The following is a 16,787-nucleotide window of genomic DNA, read 5'->3' on the forward strand; positions in this document are numbered from 1 at the left end:
CCGTTAAAGGATCGTCCGCGTGGAACGCCTCAAAGCCAAGATTCGCACCGAAGGCCAAGTACTCTCCGAGCAGGTGCTCAAGGTCGATGCCTTCCTCAACCACCAGATCGACCCGGCGCTGATGCGGGACATCGGTCAGGAGTTCGCCCGCCGCTTCGCCGATGCCGGCATCACCAAGATCGTGACCATCGAAGCCTCGGGCATCGCCCCGGCGGTGATGACCGGTCTGGAGCTGGGCGTACCGGTGATCTTCGCGCGCAAGCATCAGTCACTGACGCTTACCGACAATCTACTGGTCGCGAGTGTCTATTCCTTTACCAAGCAGACCGAGAGCACCATAGCCGTCTCGACCATGCATCTGGCGTCCGACGACCGGGTGCTTATCATTGACGACTTCCTCGCCAACGGTAAGGCAGCCAAGGCGCTGATCTCCATCATCGGTCAGGCCGGTGCCCAGGTCGCCGGACTCGGCATCGTCATCGAGAAGTCCTTCCAGGTCGGCCGCGCCGAACTCGACGCCCAGGGCTATCGCGTCGAATCCCTGGCCCGCGTCGCCTCCCTGGCCGACGGTCAGGTCACCTTCGCCGAGTAAGTCATGGCTCAGATACTGCGCATTCTCGGTGCCGACCTCGATCGCACCGAAACCTGGATCCGCTACGACAAGGCCATGTGCCTGGACTGCGCGTCCAGTTGCTGCACCCTGCCGGTGGAAGCCCGCCTGTCCGATCTGATCCGCATGGGCGTAGTGGACGAGTTCGAGAAGGGCGAGCCGCTCAAGGACATCGCCAAGCGGCTCAAGAAGGACGGCGTCGTCGAACGTCTCAACGCCAAGACCGGGCTGTTCACCCTGGTGCGGCTGTCCAACAACGACTGCCTCTACCTGCATCCGAAGACGCGGCTGTGCACCATCTACGACCAGCGCCCGGACACCTGCCGCAACCACCCGCGCGTCGGCCCGCGACCCGGCTATTGCGCCTACAAGCCGCAGAAGCTGCGCTAGACAAAGGGCCGGCGTAGGTTGGGTTGAGCGCCAGCGAAGCCCAACGGGGCGGGCTCGGTCCCGCGCGTTGGGCTTCGACGAGAGAGCCGTCTTAACCCGACCTACGGTCTATCGCGTTCCAGGCCGCGATAGGACGCTAGCGCCCCTGTAGCCTGGAAAACCGCGCAGCGTTTTCCACAGGGCCGCGCCATTGCAAGGTGGACAAGGCTGGCGCCGTTAGCCACCCTACGTAGCTGTTCGCGGCCATGGGGCCGCTCCTACGGGGGTCGATGGCTCCGTAGGAGCGGCCCATGGCCGCGATGGGACCACCCGGACGGTACACCTTTCAGGCGAATGCCTCAGAACTCGCCGCTTTCCATCGCCCGCTTCATGTCCGCGCGTTCTTCCAGGCATTCGGGACCGGCCATGTCGAAGATCCGGCAGACCCAGGGCCTTACCTCATAGATGCTGCAGTTCATCTGTTCGCGATCCAGGGCCGCGCACCAGCCGTCGTCGAGACGCCTCATGCGGGTACCGGTCCAGTCTTCCTCGATGTAGCGGGCGGGCACGCCGGCATCGTCGAACAGCAGCACTTCCTGGCGGCAGCACCAGGCCTGACAGCTCTCGCAGGTCACGGTAGGGGTGGAAAGGTGGTGCAGAGGAATGTCGCTCATGGGTGCAGTGTAACGCTCCCGGCCGCTCAGCGGTTTCCGGCCGATGGCTGGAGCAGTTACCATGCGCGTCCCCGATGGTTGTAACCAGTTGTGACCATGCCCAAGCCCTCTTCTCGCGCAGGAGCCGCCATGACGGCCGCACCCCGCTATCGCTTCTATGTCGTGGTCGCCGTGCTGGTCCTGTTGACCTGCGTGGTCGCCGGACGCATCACCTACCTCAAGCTGTTCGACGCCGAATTCCTCGGCGATCAGGGCGACCGTCGTTCGGTGCGCCACATTCCCATCCCGGTCACCCGCGGCATGATCACCGATCGCAACGGTGCGCCCCTGGCGGTTTCCACCGAGGTGGTGACCATCTGGTGCAATCCTGCGGAAATGCAGGACAGCGCCGACCAGCTGGGGCGCCTGGCCCAGGCCATCCACAAGCCCGAGGCCGAGCTGCGCAACCTGATCCTCGGGCATCCGGAAAAGCACTTCCTCTATCTGGCCCGCGCCCTGTCGCCCATCGATGGCGAGAACATCATGGCCCTCGGCGTGCCTGGCGTTCGCCAGATCAAGGAATACAAGCGCTACTACCCGAGCTCCGACCTGGTGGCCCAGGTGATCGGCATGGTCAACATTGATGGACACGGCCAGGAAGGCCTGGAACTGGGCTTCGAGGACTGGCTGGCGGGCCGGAGCGGCGTACGCGAGGTGCTGATCAATCCGCGCGGCTCGGTGGTCAAGAACATCCGCGTGGTGCGCCAGCCGCAGCCGAGTCGGGAGGTGGCCCTGTCCCTCGACCTGCGCCTGCAGTTCATCGCCTACCGCGCGCTGCAGACAGCCGTGGAGAAGTTCGGCGCCCAGTCCGGGTCCGCGGTGCTGGTCGACCCCAAGACCGGACAGATCCTGGCGATGACCAACTTCCCCTCCTACAACCCCAACAACCGCGCCACCCTGCAGATCCCCAACATGCGCAACCGCACCCTGACCGACGCCTTCGAGCCCGGCTCGGTGATCAAGCCGTTCAGCATGTCGGCGGCGCTGGCCTCGGGCAAATTCAACGAGAACAGCACCGTGGACGTGGCGCCGGGCTGGATGACCATCGACGGTCATACCATCCACGACGTGGCCCGGCGCGGCGTCCTGACCATGACTGGCGTGCTGCTCAACTCCTCCAACATCGGCATGAGCAAGGTGGCCTTGCAGATCGGCCCGCTGCCCATCTACGAGCAACTCAGCCGAGTCGGCTTCGGCAACCCCATGTCGCTGGGCTTTCCTGGCGAGAACGCAGGTTATCTGCCCGGGCATACCAAGTGGTCGCAGATCGCCACGGCCAGTATGTCCTTTGGTTACAGCCTGGCGGTGAACGTCGCTGAGCTGGCCCAGGCCTACTCGGTGATCGCCAACGATGGCAAGCTTACGCCCCTGACCCTGCTCAAGGACCAGAAGCAGCAGAGCATCCAGGCCATGGACCCGAACATCGCCCGGCGCATCCGCGGCATGCTCAACCACGTGGTGGAAGACGAAGGCGGCGTGTATCGCGCCCGGGTGCCCGGTTATCACGTGGCCGGCAAGTCGGGTACCGCGCGCAAGGCAGGTTCCGGCAGCTACACCGAGCACGCCTACCGCTCGCTGTTCGTCGGCATGGCGCCGGCGGCGGATCCCAAGCTGGTGCTGGCGGTCATGCTCGACAGCCCGACCAAGGAAGGCTACTTCGGCGGCCTGGTCTCGGCGCCGACCTTCAGCGAGATCATGTCCGGCGCCCTGCGCGCCCTGGCGGTACCGCCCGACAACCTGCCCGAGACCGACACCGCCCAGCAGGGGAAGGCCGAGTCTCACTCCCACGGCTAGCCGTAGGCCGAACATGGAAAAGGGCGACCCCAGGGTCGCCCTTTTCCATGCTGCGCTACCTGGCCAAAGCTTGTTCAAAGGCTCGCGAGCTAGAGCCAGGCAAGGCCTGGGCGGCCCTGCTAAAAGACCTGAGGAGGCGGATCGGACTCGCGCGCGAGTTTACGAGTGGTAAATGAGCATTCCGACCGGGCTGGCGGCCCAGGGTCTTTTCAACGCAGTTTGGCCGACGCGCAGCAGACTTTGGACAAGCTTTCAGCGATGCAGCACGTACTGACCAGTGAAGCGCACCCCGTCTTCGCCGCTCTCGGTGACGATGCGCGACTGCAGGGTGATGCGGGCGCGCCCACGGCGGCGGAAGGTGGTCTCGAAGCGCTCCCAGGCCCGTGCCTCGGGCGGCTCGCCATAGGCCAGGGCATCGGCGGTGATGGGCCGCGGATAGCTGATCTGGCCTTCCTGGATGAGGATGTGGCCTTCCTCGATGCCGGCTTCGCGCAGGCGCAGGTACAGCCAGCCCCAGCCGGCCAGCACGGCCACGCAGTAGAGGCTGCCGCCGAACATGGTGCTGGCGTGGTTGATGTTGGCATCCAGCGGCGCGTGCAGCTGCAGGCGCTGCTCGCTCCAGTCGCGGACTTCCAGGCCCAGGGCCTTGGTGATGGGAATATCGTGGTGGAGCAGGGATTCGAGGTGACGGCAGTCGCGGCTCATGCCGGGGTCCTTACAGACAGAATTTCACTATCAGGAGCAGACGCAAGCCATGACCCATGGGTCACGTCCTGGCGCCATTGTGCACCAAGGAAGGCCGCTCCGGGGAAATCGCCGCCGGCAGGCGAAAGCGGAAACGGGCACCACCCAGGCTCGATTCATCGATGGTCAGGCTGCTGCGATAGCCTTCGAGGATGTCCTGCACCACCGCCAGGCCGATGCCCTGCCCGGGGTGTCGGCTGTCCATGCGCATGCCGCGGCGCAGCACGCTTTCGCGGCGCTCGGCGGGGATGCCGGGGCCATCGTCCTCGATGTCGACGATCCAGTGCTCGGTATGGCGCCAAGCGCTGACCCGCACCTGGGTCAGGCAGAGGCGATAGGCGTTTTCCAGCAGATTGCCGAAGACCTCCAGCATGGCGGCCTCTTCGGCCTGCACCCGCAGGTTGAGCGGCAGGTCGAGTTCGGTCTGGACGCGCTTCTCGGCATAGACCTTGTCCAGGGTACTGAACAGCGACTCCACTAGCGGCGCCAGCTCTAGCGGCCGGCTGAGCACCGCACCGCCCTGGCGCGTGGCCCTTTGCAGCTGGTACATCACCTGCTGGTTCATCCGCTCGATCTGGGTCTGCAGGGTGCCGACCTCCTGGTCCAGCTGCGGTCGGCGGCGCAATTCCTCGGTCACGCCCTGCAGCACCGCCAGCGGCGTCTTCAGGCTGTGGGCGAGATCGCCGAGGGTATCGCGGTAGCGCTCGCGCTGCAGACGCTCATGGTCGAGCAGGCGGTTGAGCGAACGGATCAGGCGACTGATCTCGCTGGGCACGTTCTTTTCGTCGAGCAGCTCGCGTTGATCGGTTTCCACCGCGTCCAGCTGCTGACTAAGGCGGCGCAGCGGTCTCAGGCTCCACTGCATGACCAGGGCCAACAGCACCAGCAGGGCACCCAGCACCCCGACCAGCCAGAGGATCACCTGGTGCACGAAGGTCGCGCGCAGCCGCTCGTATTCCTCGGCCGGCTGCATGGTGACCACGCTGAAGCCCGCGACCGGCGGATTGCCCAGCAACACCTCGCGATCGAAGACGAAGAAACCCTGGCCCTGGTCGTCGGTGGCCTTGACCAGCTTGACCCCACCGCCGTCAAAGGTCGGTCGATAGTTCGGTCGCTCCTTGATCGCCGAGCGCGAACGCCAGAGCAGACGGCCATTCTGGTCGTAGACATAGCCCAGGATGGGCGAGCCGGGACGGTCGAAGACCTCTTCGGCGATCATCTCCGGCATCGCCAGACGCCCGTCGATGGCCCGCGCCGCGCCGATCAGGGTATTGGCGTTGGCCTCCAGGCGGGCGGCCACGAAGTTTTCCACGGTGCGGTCGAAGGCATTGCGGATCGCCGGCACGATCAGCGCCAGGCAGACGATCACCAGCAGGGCCGCGCTGAGCAGCAGCCGCACGCGAAAGGAACGGATCACTGGCAGCGCTCGGTGAACAGATAGCCGCGGCCACGGACCGTTTCTATGGGTTGCATCTGGCAGCTGGCTTCCAGCTTGCGCCTCAGGCGGCCCACCAGCACCTCGATGACGTTGCTGTCGTGCTCGCCGTCATCGTCATAGAGCTGCTCCATGAGCCGCTCCTTGGTGATCACCTGCTGATGGTTGCGCATCAGGTATTCCAGCAGGCGGTACTCGTAGGCGGTGAGCTGCAGCGGCTGTTCTTCGTTGAAGGCCTGCTGGCGACCCAGGTCCAGCTTGAGCGAACCGGCACGGATGCTCGGCTGGACGAAACCCGCCGAGCGCCGCAGCAACACATTCAGGCGAGCCTCCAGTTCTTCGAACTGGAAGGGCTTGACCACATAATCGTCCGCCCCGGCACCCAGGCCCTCGACCTTGTCCTGCCAACTGCCGCGGGCGGTGAGGATGAGGATCGGCAGGGTGGCGCCCTGGTTACGCAGCTGGCGGATCAGATCGAGCCCACTCATGCCGGGCAGGCCCAGATCGATGATGGCGAGGTCGTGATGGAATTCGCGGGCGCTGTAGAGCGCTTCTTCCGCATCGGCCACGGCATTGACGACATGACCCGCTTCACCCAGACGCACCTTGAGGTGGTGGCGCAGCAGGTTTTCGTCTTCGACGACGAGGATCTTCATGCAGACTCCTGAACAGCTAAAGAGGCACTCTCCGGCCGCGACTGCGCCTGTCGTTGGCTTCGCGCAGCTACGTCCTGACGTCGATTATGGCGCCTGGAGCGGGCTGGCGGCGAGAGCGGGGAGCGAATGGATGGGAACACTTACTTTATTCCAGGCAAAAAAAACCTCTCCAGTTGGAGAGGTAAGGAGCACTTCATGGGGATCGGAAACTGCCGTTGGGGGACGGCTCCGTCGTGAGACGGCTACAGAGGACCAGAGCTGACTTGGTGACCCTGCAGTGGAGTTACAAGGATGAACATCGCCAGGTCGGGTCGAAGTGTCCGGACGATCTGCCTTAGCGGGAGCTGCGCTAGGGTGAACATATCCGGGCGACCTCGGCGTTGCTGATCTGACAGTTGCAGATTAGGCCAATGGCCCTGAACGCTGCCTGAACTCGTCCTGAACGCCAGCTGAACGATCACCAGGGCAGGTCAAGGGCGACGGACGGTAGCGTCAGCCTGGCCGTCACCCCAGGGCCTCAGGGCAGCTTGCTCAGGCAGCCGCTGAGCGTGTCGGTCACGTTCTGCAGCAGCTGGGCATAACCGCCGGCATTGGCCGGGATGCGGGCGCCCAGGGGATCGAGCTCTACCAGGGTTACCGGCAGGCCACTGCTCAGGGTGGTGGCGATCTTGGGCTGCAAGGGCGGCTCGGTGAAGACACAGGTCGGCCCTGCGGCCTTGAGTTCTTCACGCATGGCGGCCACGTGGCGGGCACCGGGCTGGACATCGGCGCCGAGGGCGAAGACGCCGCGATGGCTCAGGCCATAGGCTTCCTCGAAATAGTCGAAGGCTTCGTGGAAGACGAAGTAGGGCTTGCTCGCCAGCGGCGCCAGCTGGGCGCGCACGGCCTGGTCCTTGGTGGCCAGGGCGGCGTCGAAGGTCTTGAGGTTGGCGGCGTAGCGCGACGCATTGGCCGGATCGGCCTGACTTAGGTCGGCGGCCAGGCGGGCGGCGATCACCCGAGCATTGGCCGGGGCCAGCCAGAGATGCGCATCAAGGCTACCCGGGCGATGATCGTGGTCATGGGCGTATTCGGGCGCGGCACCCTGTTCATGTTCATGTTCATGTTCATGTTCATGTTCATGTTCATGTTCATCACCGTGGGCATGCGCCTCGTCGTGAGCGTCCTCGCCATGCTCATGGGCATGCTCGGCACCGAAGCGGCGCAGGTGCAGACCGGGCAGTTCCTGCACCGCCACGCTGGGGCCCTGGCGCTCCTTGAGCACCGCCGGCAGGAAGGTTTCCAGATCCGGGCCGATCCAGTAGACCAGGTTGGCCTCGCGCACCTGGCGCAGGTCCGAGGGCCGCAAGGCGTAGTGATGGGGAGAGGCGCCTGGCGGCAGGAGCACGGCAGGCTGGCCGGTGCCGTCCTGAATGGCCGCGGCGATCAGTTGCAGGGGCTTGATGCTGGTGAGGACCTTCACTTCGGCCTGGGCGGGCAGCAGGGTTACGGTGAGCAGTAGGGAGGCGACGAGGGGTAGGAGGCGTGGCACGTGAAAATCCCGATTCTTAAGAGAGGTGCAATATAATAACGTTCTGGCTCTCAAGGTATCGTTCCATGTCCGACGCCCCCCTGGCCTTTCGGCCCCATGATCATTCGCGCTGCGTCGCCCACGCCCTGGCCGAGGCCGATGACCTCTGCAGTCGCGCCGGCGTGCGCCTCACCGACCTCCGCAAGCGGGTGCTGGAGCTGGTCTGGCAAAGCCACAAACCGCTCGGCGCCTACGACATCCTGGCCGTGCTCAGCGAGCAGGACGGCCGCCGCGCGGCGCCGCCCACCGTCTACCGGGCGCTGGATTTCCTGGTGGAAAACGGCCTGGTGCACCGTATCGCCTCGCTCAACGCCTTCGTCGGCTGCAACCATCCCGGCGAAGCCCACCAGGGCCAGTTCCTGATCTGCCGCACCTGCCAGATGAGCATCGAACTGGAACAGCCGGCGGTCCACCAGGCGATTCTCGACGGCGCCAAGGCCGTGGGCTTTCAGGTGGAAGGCCAGACCGTGGAAGTGGTCGGCCAATGCGCCGCCTGCCGGAAGCGAGCATGAGCGAGGCGCTGATCCGGCTGCAGGATGTCAGCGTGACCTTTGGCGGCCAGCCGGTGCTCGACCAAGTCAGCCTGAGTCTGGATCCCGGCCGCATCGTCACCCTCATCGGCCCCAACGGGGCCGGCAAGACCACCCTGGTGCGCAGCGTGCTCGGCCTGCTCATCCCGGATCGCGGCAGTGTCTGGCGCCGGCCGCGCCTGCGCATCGGCTACATGCCGCAGAAACTGCAGGTGGATGCCACCCTGCCGCTGTCGGTGCTGCGCTTCCTGCGCCTGGTGCCGGGCGTCACCCGCGCCAGTGCCCTGGCCGCCCTGGGTGAAGTGGGCGCCGAAGGGGTCATCGACAGCCCCCTGCAGAGCGTCTCCGGCGGCGAGCTGCAACGGGTGCTGCTGGCGCGCGCCCTGCTTCGCCAACCCGAGCTGCTGGTCCTCGACGAACCCGTGCAGGGCGTCGACATCAGCGGCCAGAGCGAGCTGTATCGGCTGATCGGCCAGCTGCGCGAGCGTCATGGTTGCGGCGTGCTGATGGTCTCCCACGACCTGCATCTGGTGATGGGCGCCACCGACCAGGTGATCTGCCTGAATCGCCACGTCTGCTGCTCCGGCCACCCCGAGCAGGTCAGCGGCGATCCGGCCTACCAGGCGCTGTTTGGCCAGAGCGCGCGCAATCTCGCCGTCTACCACCATCACCACGATCACGCTCACGACCTGCACGGCGGCGTGGTCAAGACCCCGCATGTCCATGGAGCCCACTGCAAGCATGGCTGATTTCCTGCTGTATGCCCTGCTCGCCGGTCTCGCCCTTGCCCTCGTCGCCGGTCCCCTGGGCTCCTTCGTGGTCTGGCGGCGCATGGCCTACTTCGGCGACACCCTGTCCCACGCCGCCCTGCTCGGAGTGGCCGTGGGCTTTCTGCTGGATGTCAGCCCGACCCTGACCGTCACCGTCGGCTGCCTGGCGCTGGCCGTGGTACTGGTGGTACTGCAGCGCCGCCGGGGCCTGGCCGCCGATACCCTGCTGGGCATCCTCGCCCACAGCACCCTGTCCCTGGGTCTGGTGGCGCTGTCGTTCATGCACGAGGTGCGGATCGACCTGATGAGCTATCTGTTCGGTGATCTGCTGGCCGTGGGACCCAGTGATCTGCGCTGGATCCTTGGCGGCAGCGCCCTGGTGCTGGCGGCCCTGGTCTGGCTGTGGCGACCGCTGCTGGCCATCACCGTGCACGAGGAACTGGCCCAGGTCGAAGGCCTGCCGGTGACCTGGATCCGCCTGGCACTGATGCTGCTGGTGGCCATCGTCATCGCCGTGGCCATGAAGATCGTCGGGGTGCTGCTGATCACCTCGCTGCTGATCATCCCCGCCGCCACGGCCCAGCGCCACGCTCGCAGTCCCGAGCAGATGGCCTGCGGCGCCAGCCTGCTGGGCATGGCCGCCGTGTGCCTGGGGTTGACCCTGTCCTGGTACCAGGACACCCCGGCCGGACCCTCGGTCGTGGTGGCCGCCGCCGGGATGTTTCTGCTGGGCTATCTGCTGCCCCGCCGCGCCTAGACGCTCTAGCGCGGCACCTGCCAGACCGCTTGGCTGACGTCCACTGCCCGGGGAATTAGCCCCTGGGCATGGAAGATGTCGGCGGTCTGTTGCTGGACGGCGATGATCTCCGGCGTCAGCGCCGTCGCGCCGTAGCGGGTGCGCGCCTGCCAGGTAGCGATCACCGCCTCTGGCAAACCGATCTGTGCGGCCAGGATGCGACTCACCTCCGGCTTGTGGGCATTGGCCCAGGCACCGGCCTGGGCCAGTTCCGCGAGCAGTAGCCGGATCGCCTCGGGATGGGCGTCGGCGAAGCGGCGCGAGCCCTCATAGAAGCTGTTGGCGTGCAGCAGGCCTTTATAGTCGGCGAGCACCCGCACCGGCTGGCTCTGCTGGATAGCAGCCAGGTAGGGATCCCAGACCACCCAGGCATCCACCGAACCACTGGCAAAGGCAGCGCGGGCATCGGCCGGCGGCAGATAGACCGGCTGGATGTCCTTGAAGCCGAGTCCGGCCTTTTCCAGGGCCGCGACCAGCAGGAAGTTGGCGCTCGACCCCTTCTGTACCGCCACCTTCCTGCCCTTGAGCCCGGCCACGTCGTGGATCGGCGAGGCGTCCGGCACCAGGATGGCCTCGACCGCCTCACTGGCCGGCTCGGCGCCCAGATAGACCAGATCGATTCCAGCGGCCTGAGCGAAGATCGGCGGCGGCGAGCCGGTATAGCCGACATCGATGCTGCCGGCGTTGAGGGCCTCCAGCAGCTGAGGACCAGCCTGGAATTCACGCCAGCTCAGGTGATAGCCCTGGGCGGCGAGGGCCCGTTCCAGGGTGCCCTGGGCCTTGAGCACGGCCAGCAGACCGCCGCCCTTTTGATAGCCGACGCGCAGGGCTTGGTCGGCGGCCTGCACGGGCACCCATACGCTGAGCGTCATCAAAAGGGTCATGAGCAAAGGCGCGAGACGTGGGAGAGGCAGGAGCGACATGGGACCTTTCCTTATATTCCATTGAGAAAGGTCAGCCTGAACCGTTTAGATCCAAATGTTTAATACGTTTCACTGCTATGCCTATGCCCAGCCTGCAGGGAAGACAGCCGGCCAAGGTCCGATTGACGCTGCCCCCAGGATCGCGCCACCCTGCGCCAGCGGCGGCCACCGGGGCCGCCCCTATGGGAGCCTGCCATGCCTTTTCTGATCGAGACCTTCGACAAGCCGGACAGCCTGGCCCTGCGCCAGCAGCATCGCCCGGCCCATCTGGACTTCCTGCGCGAGAATGCCGCCGCCCTGCTGGCCTGCGGCGCTAAGCTCAGCGACGACGGCGAGACCGCCACGGGCAGTGTCTACATCGTCGATGTGGAAACCCGCGCCGAGGCCGAAGCCTTTATCGCCCGTGATCCCTTCACTTCCGCCGGCCTGCCGGGCGAGGTGCGTATCACCCGCTGGCGCAAGGCGATTCTGGACGGCAAGGCATTCGTCTGAAGATCGAACCGGCGGCCGGTACGGCCGCCGTGCTTACGCCATCTGGCTTAAGAAAGCCTTAAAACTGGCACAATGCCATCTCGATCAATGCCGTTCGCTGACGTTGCAAGTTCACACTTTCAAGAATCGCTTCACAGAAAAGTGATGCAGCGCAAGAAAAGCTGGGCTTTTCCCGTCCTTACCGCAAGGAAGCTAACGAACTAGCCTAAGCTCACCGGGCTCAGATGATCTGATGCGCCGACATCCTTTCCCTACTCCTGTGGAAACGCTGTCTCGCTTAGCTAGTACAGAGGACTCAGCATGACCAAGACCACGCCTGAAAAGGATCTGCGCATAGAGACGATCCGCGGACTGGCGCTGTTTCTGATGGTAGCGGGCCATGTCATCGGTAGTTCGTCCACCCTGGGCCTGAAGGTGCCCGACGAATCCGTGCTGCGCTATCTCTACGATTCTCTCGTTTACGTCCGGATGCCGCTGTTCACCGCCATTTCCGGCTATGTCTATGCCTTGCGTCCGGTCAACACTGGCAGCGACCTGTCGCGCTTCTACCAGGGCAAGTTCAAACGCATCGGCATTCCCCTACTGGTGGTCTCGACGCTGTTCTTCGCCTTGCAGATGGCCGTCCCCAACACCAACTACAAGCCGCAGCTGACCGACATCTTCAGCATCTACTTCTTCAGCTACGCGCACTTCTGGTTCCTGCAGTCGATCTTCTGCGTCTTCGTGGTGATCGCCCTGCTGGAGAAGGCCGGCCTGCTGCTGACCCTGCGCAACTTCGGGCTGGTGTTCGCCGTCGCCCTGGCGGCGTCCTTCGCCTGGGAGAGCTTCCCGGACCTGTTCAGCCTCTACAAGGCGGTGCAGTTGTTCCCCTTCTTCCTGTTGGGCCTGGGTCTCTACCGCTTCAGCGAGCAGCTCATCACTCGTCGCAATATCATGACGATGGCGGTAGCCCTGGTGATCCTGGTGGCGATCGACCAGGCCTATCTGTTCGAACTGGTCGACCTCGACGAAGGCGACATGGCCGTGGTGGGCACTGCCCTGGGCCTTGCCGCCATCAGCCTGCTGATCGCCCGCCGCTTCTACTTCAAGCCGCTGGCCTGGCTGGGCTACTTCTCCTTCGAGATCTACCTGTTCCACGTGTTCGGCACCGCGGGGGCCCGCATCGTGCTGAACAAGCTGCAGGTACATGACATCTGGGTGGTCTTTACCGTCAGCATGATCCTGGGGCTGTTCCTGCCGGTGGCGCTCAAGGTAGTGCTGGAGCGGATCAGCCCGCTGCACTTCCTCAGTGTCGCCTTCTTTGGCGCCAAGACACGCGTCAATCGCGCCACCCCGCCGCTGCAGAAGAAAGCCACCGCCTGAGGCGACCGGCCATGAAAAAACCCACGCCTTGGCGTGGGTTTTTTATTTCCTGGCACATCAGTCGACGCTGAGGACGACGCGGCCCCTGGTAGGGCACTGCTCCATGCAGCGGTGGGCCTCGACGAACTGCTCGAAGGGAAAGACCTGCTTGATCTGCGCCTTGAGCAGCCGATCGCGGGTCAGCTGGTCGATGTGCTGCAGGGCTTCGCGCACCGCGGCGCAATCGGCCTCCAGGCCCATCTCCGGCTGGCCGGTGAAGTCCTGCACACAGTGGATGTATAGCTTGAATTTCTTCTTGAAGGCCGCGCAGGCCGGCAGCGGGGTCTGGTTGCCACCGTTGAGGCCGTAGAGCAGCAACCGACCGCGGGGCGCCATGGCTTCGCCAAGCAGCGCCAATTGCGGACCGCCCAGGGCATCCAGGGCCACATGCACGCCAACGCCATCGGTGATGCTGGCGATGCGACTGACCAGATCCTCTTCCTCGGCGGCGATGACCCGTTCCGCGCCCAGTTCACGCAGATAGTCGCGATCCGCCGCGTCATGGGTACTGGCGATGACACGGCCGCCCAGGGCCTTGGCCAGCTGGATGGATGCCGGTCCGCAGCAGCGGCTGGCATCGGTGATCAGTACCCATTCACCGGCTTGCAGACGCGCCTGGTGCACCAGACCGGTATAGATGGTGAGCAGCGGGTTGTAGTGCACCGCGGCCTCCGCGGGCGAAAGCACGTCTGGATAGCGCACCAGGGAGGTGGCCGGATAGACCAAGTCATCGCCATAGGCCGGATAGCGGTTGATGTCGTGGCCGAGAAAACTGGCCACCGGATCACCTATCGCCAGGTCGGCGACACCCTCGCCCAGGGCGGTCACTATTCCGGCCAGCTCGCAGCCAAGACCTGATGGCGGTATCGCCTGCTCGGGGGCCAGATTCTGCCGCCAGAGCACGTCGTACCAGCTCACACCGATGGCCTGCACACGCACCAGCACCTCGCCAGGCCCGGCCACAGGCGTGGGCCGGTCGATGCAGGTGAGCACCTCCGGCGGGCCGAATTCGGTGAACTGGATCAGGCGGGACATGGCACTACCTCGCGTTGATGCCGACCCCGGAACGGTTGCCGAGGCGGACTGCTATGACTAGGACTCTAACCAGCCTTACCTTAGGATTCTATGCATCCCCATCGATAATGGACATCGGGGGTATCGATCCACTCCCTATCGGGGCCCGAATGAACCGTACCGATCTGCGCCGCGTCGACCTCAACCTGCTCATCGTGTTCGAGACCCTGATGCTCGAACGCAGCGTCACTCGTGCCGCGGAAAAGCTGTTTCTCGGCCAGCCGGCCATCAGCGCCGCCCTGGCGCGGCTGCGTACGCTGTTCGACGATCCGCTGTTCGTGCGTACCGGGCGCAGCATGGAACCCACGCCGCGCGCGCAGGAGATCGCCGCCCTGCTGTCACCGGCCCTGGACCAGATCTCCAGCGCGGTGAGCCGGACCCAGAGCTTCGAGCCGGCCAGCGCCGACCGGGTGTTTCGCGTCGGCCTGTCCGACGATGTCGAATTCGCCCTGCTCCCACCGCTGCTCAGAAGAATCCGCATCGAAGCGCCGGGGACCACCCTGGTGGTGCGGCGCATGAACTACCTGACCGCCGCCGGCATGCTGGCCTCCGGCGAGATCACCGTGGCGGTGGGCTACACCGAGGAACTGCCGGCCAATGCCAAACGCCGCCCGGTGCGTCGCTTCGGCTTCAAGGTCCTGCGCGCCGACAGCAAGCCCGGCCGCCTGACCCTGGACGAATACTGCGCCCGCCCCCATGCCCTGGTGTCCTACGCGGGCGACCTCACCGGCTATGTCGACGAGTTGCTGGACAAACTTGGCCGCCAGCGCCGGGTGGTGCTGGCGGTACCCCAGTTCAACGGCCTGGGATCGCTGCTGGCGGAAACCGACCTGCTGGTGATGGTGCCGGACTACACCGCGCGCCTGCTGGCCAGCACCGGCGGCCTCCGCTACGAGGACCCACCCGAGGAGCTGCGCGACGGCGGCCATGAACTGCCCATGGCCTGGAGCGGCGCCCAGGATCACGACCTCGGCGAACGCTGGCTGAGGTCGCGCATCCAGATGTTCATTGGCGACCCGGACAGTCTCTAGGTCTGGTCAGCACCGCGTCTCTGGCTACCCTGGTTAGCCGGGCGACTGGGAATGACGGTTCCCTCGGCACCGTCCCTACCCCTGGCGCCCTGAACGCCGCCGGGCCCGGCGGCACCGCCCTGACCACCGCTACCACCCTTGCCCGGTATCACGCCGCTACCGCCTGCTCCACCCGCGCCGCCAGCACCGCCGTTACCGGCCACTAACAGGTGTTCAGATCGCGGGAGCGAGAATTCGGGCATAACCGGCTGGGCGGCGACCGCAGCGCTGGCCAGCAGAGCAGCGGCCACCACCAGCCCATGGATGGATCGAGACATCTTCATCCTCCTGCAGCAGATCTCGGCTGGAGCATCGAGACCGCCGCTGTTCGCATGGAAAAGACAGGACCTGGAGTCTTGCCAATCTAGCTCAGGACGAATGCCAAATTGAAGCGCTCAAGAACGCGGCTTTGCGCCGACCGCCATCACCGCCAGCGATACCTACGGCAAAACCATCACCGTCATCGATAAATAAGTTCGAGCCCTTCGATTCGTCGTCGCCCTTCCCCGGCGGCAGACTCGCCTCCCTGACCTCTTTCCACCTCGGGCGGACTCGAACATGGACCTCTTCGCGAAAACCCTCGGCCCCCTGGCCCTGACCTCCACGCTACTGCTCGCCGCCTGTGGCGATTCCCATCCCCAGGCCAGCGCCGCGCCGCCCGCGCCCAAGGTGAGCGCCGCCGAGGTGCTGCGCCAGCCGGTGGTGGAGTGGGACGAGGTGACCGGCCGGCTGGAAGCCCCGGAATCCGTGGTGGTCCGCCCCCGCGTGTCGGGCTACGTCGACCGCGTCCTCTTCCACGAGGGGACCCGGGTCAAGCGCGGCGACCTCTTGCTGCAGATCGATCCGCGGCCCTTCCAGGCCGAGGTCAAGCGCCTCGAAGCCGAACTGCAACAGGCCCGTGCCAGCGCCAGCCGCACCGCCGACGAAGCCGCCCGGGGCGAGCGCCTGCGCAGCAGCAACGCCATCTCCGCGGAAATCGTCGAGGCCCGTCGCAGCGCTGCCCAGGAAGCCAAGGCCAGCGTCGCCGCTGCCCAGGCGCAACTGGACGCCGCGCGCCTGAATCTGGGCTTCACCGAGGTCCGCGCCGCCATCGACGGTCGCGTCGGACGTGCCGAGGTGACGGCCGGCAACCTGGTCAACGCCGGTGATACCCGCCTCACCACCCTGGTCTCCACCGACAAGGTCTATGCCTACTTCGACGCCGACGAGCGCGTCTTCCTCAAGCAGCAGACCCTCGCCCGCCAGGGTCAGCGCGGTGCCGCCAGCCCGGTCTATATGGCGCTGTCCGACGAGAACGACTTCTCCCACGAAGGCCACATGGACTTCATGGACAACCAGCTCGATCCGCGCACCGGCACCATCCATGGTCGCGCCGTGTTCGACAACGCCGACGGTCGCTTCACCCCGGGGCTCTATGCCCGGCTGCGCCTGGTGGGCAGCGGCACCTACGACGGCACCCTGATCCAGGACGCCGCCGTGGGCACCGACCTAGGCAAGAAATTCGTGCTGGTGGTGGACGGCCAGAACAAGGCCGCCTATCGCACCATTGAACTGGGTCCGCGCCTGGAAGGCCTGCGCATCGTGCGCAAGGGGCTGGAAGCCGGCGACCGCATCGTGGTCAACGGCCTGCAGCGGGTGCGTCCGGGCATGACCGTCGACGTCCAGTCGGTGCCCATGGCCGATGCCACCACCCTGGCCGCCCTCAAGCGCCAGCGCGATGCGGTTTTGGCCAGCCTGCCGGCGCCCACCCAGCCACTCAAGGTGGGTAGTCGCTAGGCCCCAGGCTCCACCCCGTCCCGTTTCAGACTTTCACCCGTCCAGGCATCGCGGTATCGCGGTC

The 16,787-nt window shown here is 65.5% G+C and carries 18 protein-coding genes; 10 read left to right on the top strand and 8 right to left on the bottom strand.

Translation table 11 applies throughout. From position 1 onward, the window contains the following. Nucleotides 1–19 precede the first annotated feature (19 nt). A complete protein-coding gene (locus ACUCV0_RS10960; protein ID WP_482212680.1) occupies nt 20–592 on the top strand; it encodes a xanthine phosphoribosyltransferase in 573 nt (190 codons plus the stop codon). 3 nt (nt 593–595) lie between these two features. After that, on the top strand, nt 596–1,000 hold the full coding sequence (locus ACUCV0_RS10965; protein WP_059313197.1) for a YkgJ family cysteine cluster protein: 405 nt from the start codon (nt 596–598) through the stop codon (nt 998–1,000). Nucleotides 1,001–1,338: 338 nt separating this feature from the next. Here ACUCV0_RS10965 and ACUCV0_RS10970 read toward each other — a convergent pair whose 3' ends face one another. Continuing rightward, nucleotides 1,339–1,653, bottom strand: a complete 315-nt coding sequence (locus ACUCV0_RS10970; RefSeq protein WP_482212681.1) for a YkgJ family cysteine cluster protein — start codon at nt 1,651–1,653, stop codon at nt 1,339–1,341. Nucleotides 1,654–1,782: 129 nt separating this feature from the next. On the opposite strand from ACUCV0_RS10970, the gene ACUCV0_RS10975 reads away from it, so the two are divergent. Continuing rightward, a complete protein-coding gene (locus tag ACUCV0_RS10975) occupies nt 1,783–3,486 on the top strand; it encodes a peptidoglycan D,D-transpeptidase FtsI family protein (protein WP_271653631.1) in 1,704 nt (567 codons plus the stop codon). Between the two features lie 252 nt (nt 3,487–3,738). Here ACUCV0_RS10975 and ACUCV0_RS10980 read toward each other — a convergent pair whose 3' ends face one another. The 4 genes from ACUCV0_RS10980 to znuA all read right to left on the bottom strand — a co-directional run bounded on the left by ACUCV0_RS10980 (nt 3,739) and on the right by znuA (nt 7,852). After that, nucleotides 3,739–4,191 (bottom strand): thioesterase domain-containing protein, encoded by a 453-nt coding sequence (locus tag ACUCV0_RS10980; RefSeq protein WP_017642321.1) that lies wholly within the window; start codon nt 4,189–4,191, stop codon nt 3,739–3,741. Between the two features lie 61 nt (nt 4,192–4,252). Next, the gene (locus ACUCV0_RS10985; protein ID WP_059313194.1) at nt 4,253–5,647 is read right to left on the bottom strand and encodes an ATP-binding protein; all 1,395 of its coding nucleotides are present in this window, start codon (nt 5,645–5,647) and stop codon (nt 4,253–4,255) included. Further along, on the bottom strand, nt 5,644–6,321 hold the full coding sequence (locus ACUCV0_RS10990) for a response regulator transcription factor (protein ID WP_007159882.1): 678 nt from the start codon (nt 6,319–6,321) through the stop codon (nt 5,644–5,646). The genes ACUCV0_RS10985 and ACUCV0_RS10990 overlap by 4 nt, the downstream gene beginning before the upstream one ends. A gap of 517 nt (nt 6,322–6,838) precedes the next feature. Continuing rightward, the gene (gene znuA / locus ACUCV0_RS10995) at nt 6,839–7,852 is read right to left on the bottom strand and encodes a zinc ABC transporter substrate-binding protein ZnuA (protein WP_482212682.1); all 1,014 of its coding nucleotides are present in this window, start codon (nt 7,850–7,852) and stop codon (nt 6,839–6,841) included. Nucleotides 7,853–7,917: 65 nt separating this feature from the next. Between znuA and ACUCV0_RS11000 the strand changes: the two genes are divergently transcribed. From ACUCV0_RS11000 to znuB, 3 genes are read left to right on the top strand one after another with little or no spacing between them, the layout of a single operon-like run. Next, nucleotides 7,918–8,403, top strand: a complete 486-nt coding sequence (locus tag ACUCV0_RS11000) for a Fur family transcriptional regulator (RefSeq protein WP_059313192.1) — start codon at nt 7,918–7,920, stop codon at nt 8,401–8,403. Continuing rightward, complete coding sequence (gene znuC / locus ACUCV0_RS11005; RefSeq protein WP_482212683.1) at nt 8,400–9,170, top strand: zinc ABC transporter ATP-binding protein ZnuC; 771 nt, start codon at nt 8,400–8,402, stop codon at nt 9,168–9,170. The genes ACUCV0_RS11000 and znuC overlap by 4 nt, the downstream gene beginning before the upstream one ends. Further along, on the top strand, nt 9,163–9,948 hold the full coding sequence (gene znuB / locus ACUCV0_RS11010) for a zinc ABC transporter permease subunit ZnuB (protein ID WP_059313191.1): 786 nt from the start codon (nt 9,163–9,165) through the stop codon (nt 9,946–9,948). The genes znuC and znuB overlap by 8 nt, the downstream gene beginning before the upstream one ends. 5 nt (nt 9,949–9,953) lie before the next feature. Here znuB and ACUCV0_RS11015 read toward each other — a convergent pair whose 3' ends face one another. Next, the gene (locus ACUCV0_RS11015) at nt 9,954–10,910 is read right to left on the bottom strand and encodes a sulfonate ABC transporter substrate-binding protein (RefSeq protein WP_482212684.1); all 957 of its coding nucleotides are present in this window, start codon (nt 10,908–10,910) and stop codon (nt 9,954–9,956) included. Between the two features lie 195 nt (nt 10,911–11,105). On the opposite strand from ACUCV0_RS11015, the gene ACUCV0_RS11020 reads away from it, so the two are divergent. Then, a complete protein-coding gene (locus ACUCV0_RS11020; RefSeq protein ID WP_027600646.1) occupies nt 11,106–11,402 on the top strand; it encodes a YciI family protein in 297 nt (98 codons plus the stop codon). A gap of 300 nt (nt 11,403–11,702) precedes the next feature. Further along, on the top strand, nt 11,703–12,764 hold the full coding sequence (locus ACUCV0_RS11025) for an acyltransferase family protein (protein WP_313649520.1): 1,062 nt from the start codon (nt 11,703–11,705) through the stop codon (nt 12,762–12,764). A gap of 57 nt (nt 12,765–12,821) precedes the next feature. Here ACUCV0_RS11025 and ACUCV0_RS11030 read toward each other — a convergent pair whose 3' ends face one another. Beyond that, nucleotides 12,822–13,838 (bottom strand): zinc-dependent alcohol dehydrogenase family protein, encoded by a 1,017-nt coding sequence (locus tag ACUCV0_RS11030; RefSeq protein WP_271653627.1) that lies wholly within the window; start codon nt 13,836–13,838, stop codon nt 12,822–12,824. Between the two features lie 149 nt (nt 13,839–13,987). Between ACUCV0_RS11030 and ACUCV0_RS11035 the strand changes: the two genes are divergently transcribed. Beyond that, nucleotides 13,988–14,908, top strand: a complete 921-nt coding sequence (locus ACUCV0_RS11035; RefSeq protein ID WP_059313187.1) for a LysR family transcriptional regulator — start codon at nt 13,988–13,990, stop codon at nt 14,906–14,908. Here the strand turns inward: ACUCV0_RS11035 and ACUCV0_RS11040 are convergent. After that, nucleotides 14,905–15,225, bottom strand: coding sequence for a hypothetical protein (locus ACUCV0_RS11040; RefSeq protein WP_482212685.1), 321 nt, complete (start codon nt 15,223–15,225; stop codon nt 14,905–14,907). The two genes, ACUCV0_RS11035 and ACUCV0_RS11040, sit on opposite strands and share 4 nt — an antisense overlap. A 280-nt stretch (nt 15,226–15,505) precedes the next feature. On the opposite strand from ACUCV0_RS11040, the gene ACUCV0_RS11045 reads away from it, so the two are divergent. Next, a complete protein-coding gene (locus tag ACUCV0_RS11045) occupies nt 15,506–16,723 on the top strand; it encodes an efflux RND transporter periplasmic adaptor subunit (RefSeq protein WP_482212686.1) in 1,218 nt (405 codons plus the stop codon). Nucleotides 16,724–16,787: the final 64 nt, after the last annotated feature.

The organism is Pseudomonas sp. VMV1, from assembly GCF_056790235.1.

Coding starts and splice junctions, on each gene's coding strand:
- ACUCV0_RS10965 (WP_059313197.1), top strand. CDS start 596: ATGGCTCAGATACTGCGCATTCTCGGTGCCGACCTCGATCGCACCGAA.
- ACUCV0_RS10970 (WP_482212681.1), bottom strand. CDS start 1,653: ATGAGCGACATTCCTCTGCACCACCTTTCCACCCCTACCGTGACCTGC.
- ACUCV0_RS10975 (WP_271653631.1), top strand. CDS start 1,783: ATGACGGCCGCACCCCGCTATCGCTTCTATGTCGTGGTCGCCGTGCTG.
- ACUCV0_RS10980 (WP_017642321.1), bottom strand. CDS start 4,191: ATGAGCCGCGACTGCCGTCACCTCGAATCCCTGCTCCACCACGATATT.
- ACUCV0_RS10990 (WP_007159882.1), bottom strand. CDS start 6,321: ATGAAGATCCTCGTCGTCGAAGACGAAAACCTGCTGCGCCACCACCTC.
- ACUCV0_RS11000 (WP_059313192.1), top strand. CDS start 7,918: ATGTCCGACGCCCCCCTGGCCTTTCGGCCCCATGATCATTCGCGCTGC.
- znuC (WP_482212683.1), top strand. CDS start 8,400: ATGAGCGAGGCGCTGATCCGGCTGCAGGATGTCAGCGTGACCTTTGGC.
- znuB (WP_059313191.1), top strand. CDS start 9,163: ATGGCTGATTTCCTGCTGTATGCCCTGCTCGCCGGTCTCGCCCTTGCC.
- ACUCV0_RS11015 (WP_482212684.1), bottom strand. CDS start 10,910: ATGTCGCTCCTGCCTCTCCCACGTCTCGCGCCTTTGCTCATGACCCTT.
- ACUCV0_RS11020 (WP_027600646.1), top strand. CDS start 11,106: ATGCCTTTTCTGATCGAGACCTTCGACAAGCCGGACAGCCTGGCCCTG.
- ACUCV0_RS11025 (WP_313649520.1), top strand. CDS start 11,703: ATGACCAAGACCACGCCTGAAAAGGATCTGCGCATAGAGACGATCCGC.
- ACUCV0_RS11030 (WP_271653627.1), bottom strand. CDS start 13,838: ATGTCCCGCCTGATCCAGTTCACCGAATTCGGCCCGCCGGAGGTGCTC.
- ACUCV0_RS11035 (WP_059313187.1), top strand. CDS start 13,988: ATGAACCGTACCGATCTGCGCCGCGTCGACCTCAACCTGCTCATCGTG.
- ACUCV0_RS11040 (WP_482212685.1), bottom strand. CDS start 15,225: ATGTCTCGATCCATCCATGGGCTGGTGGTGGCCGCTGCTCTGCTGGCC.
- ACUCV0_RS11045 (WP_482212686.1), top strand. CDS start 15,506: ATGGACCTCTTCGCGAAAACCCTCGGCCCCCTGGCCCTGACCTCCACG.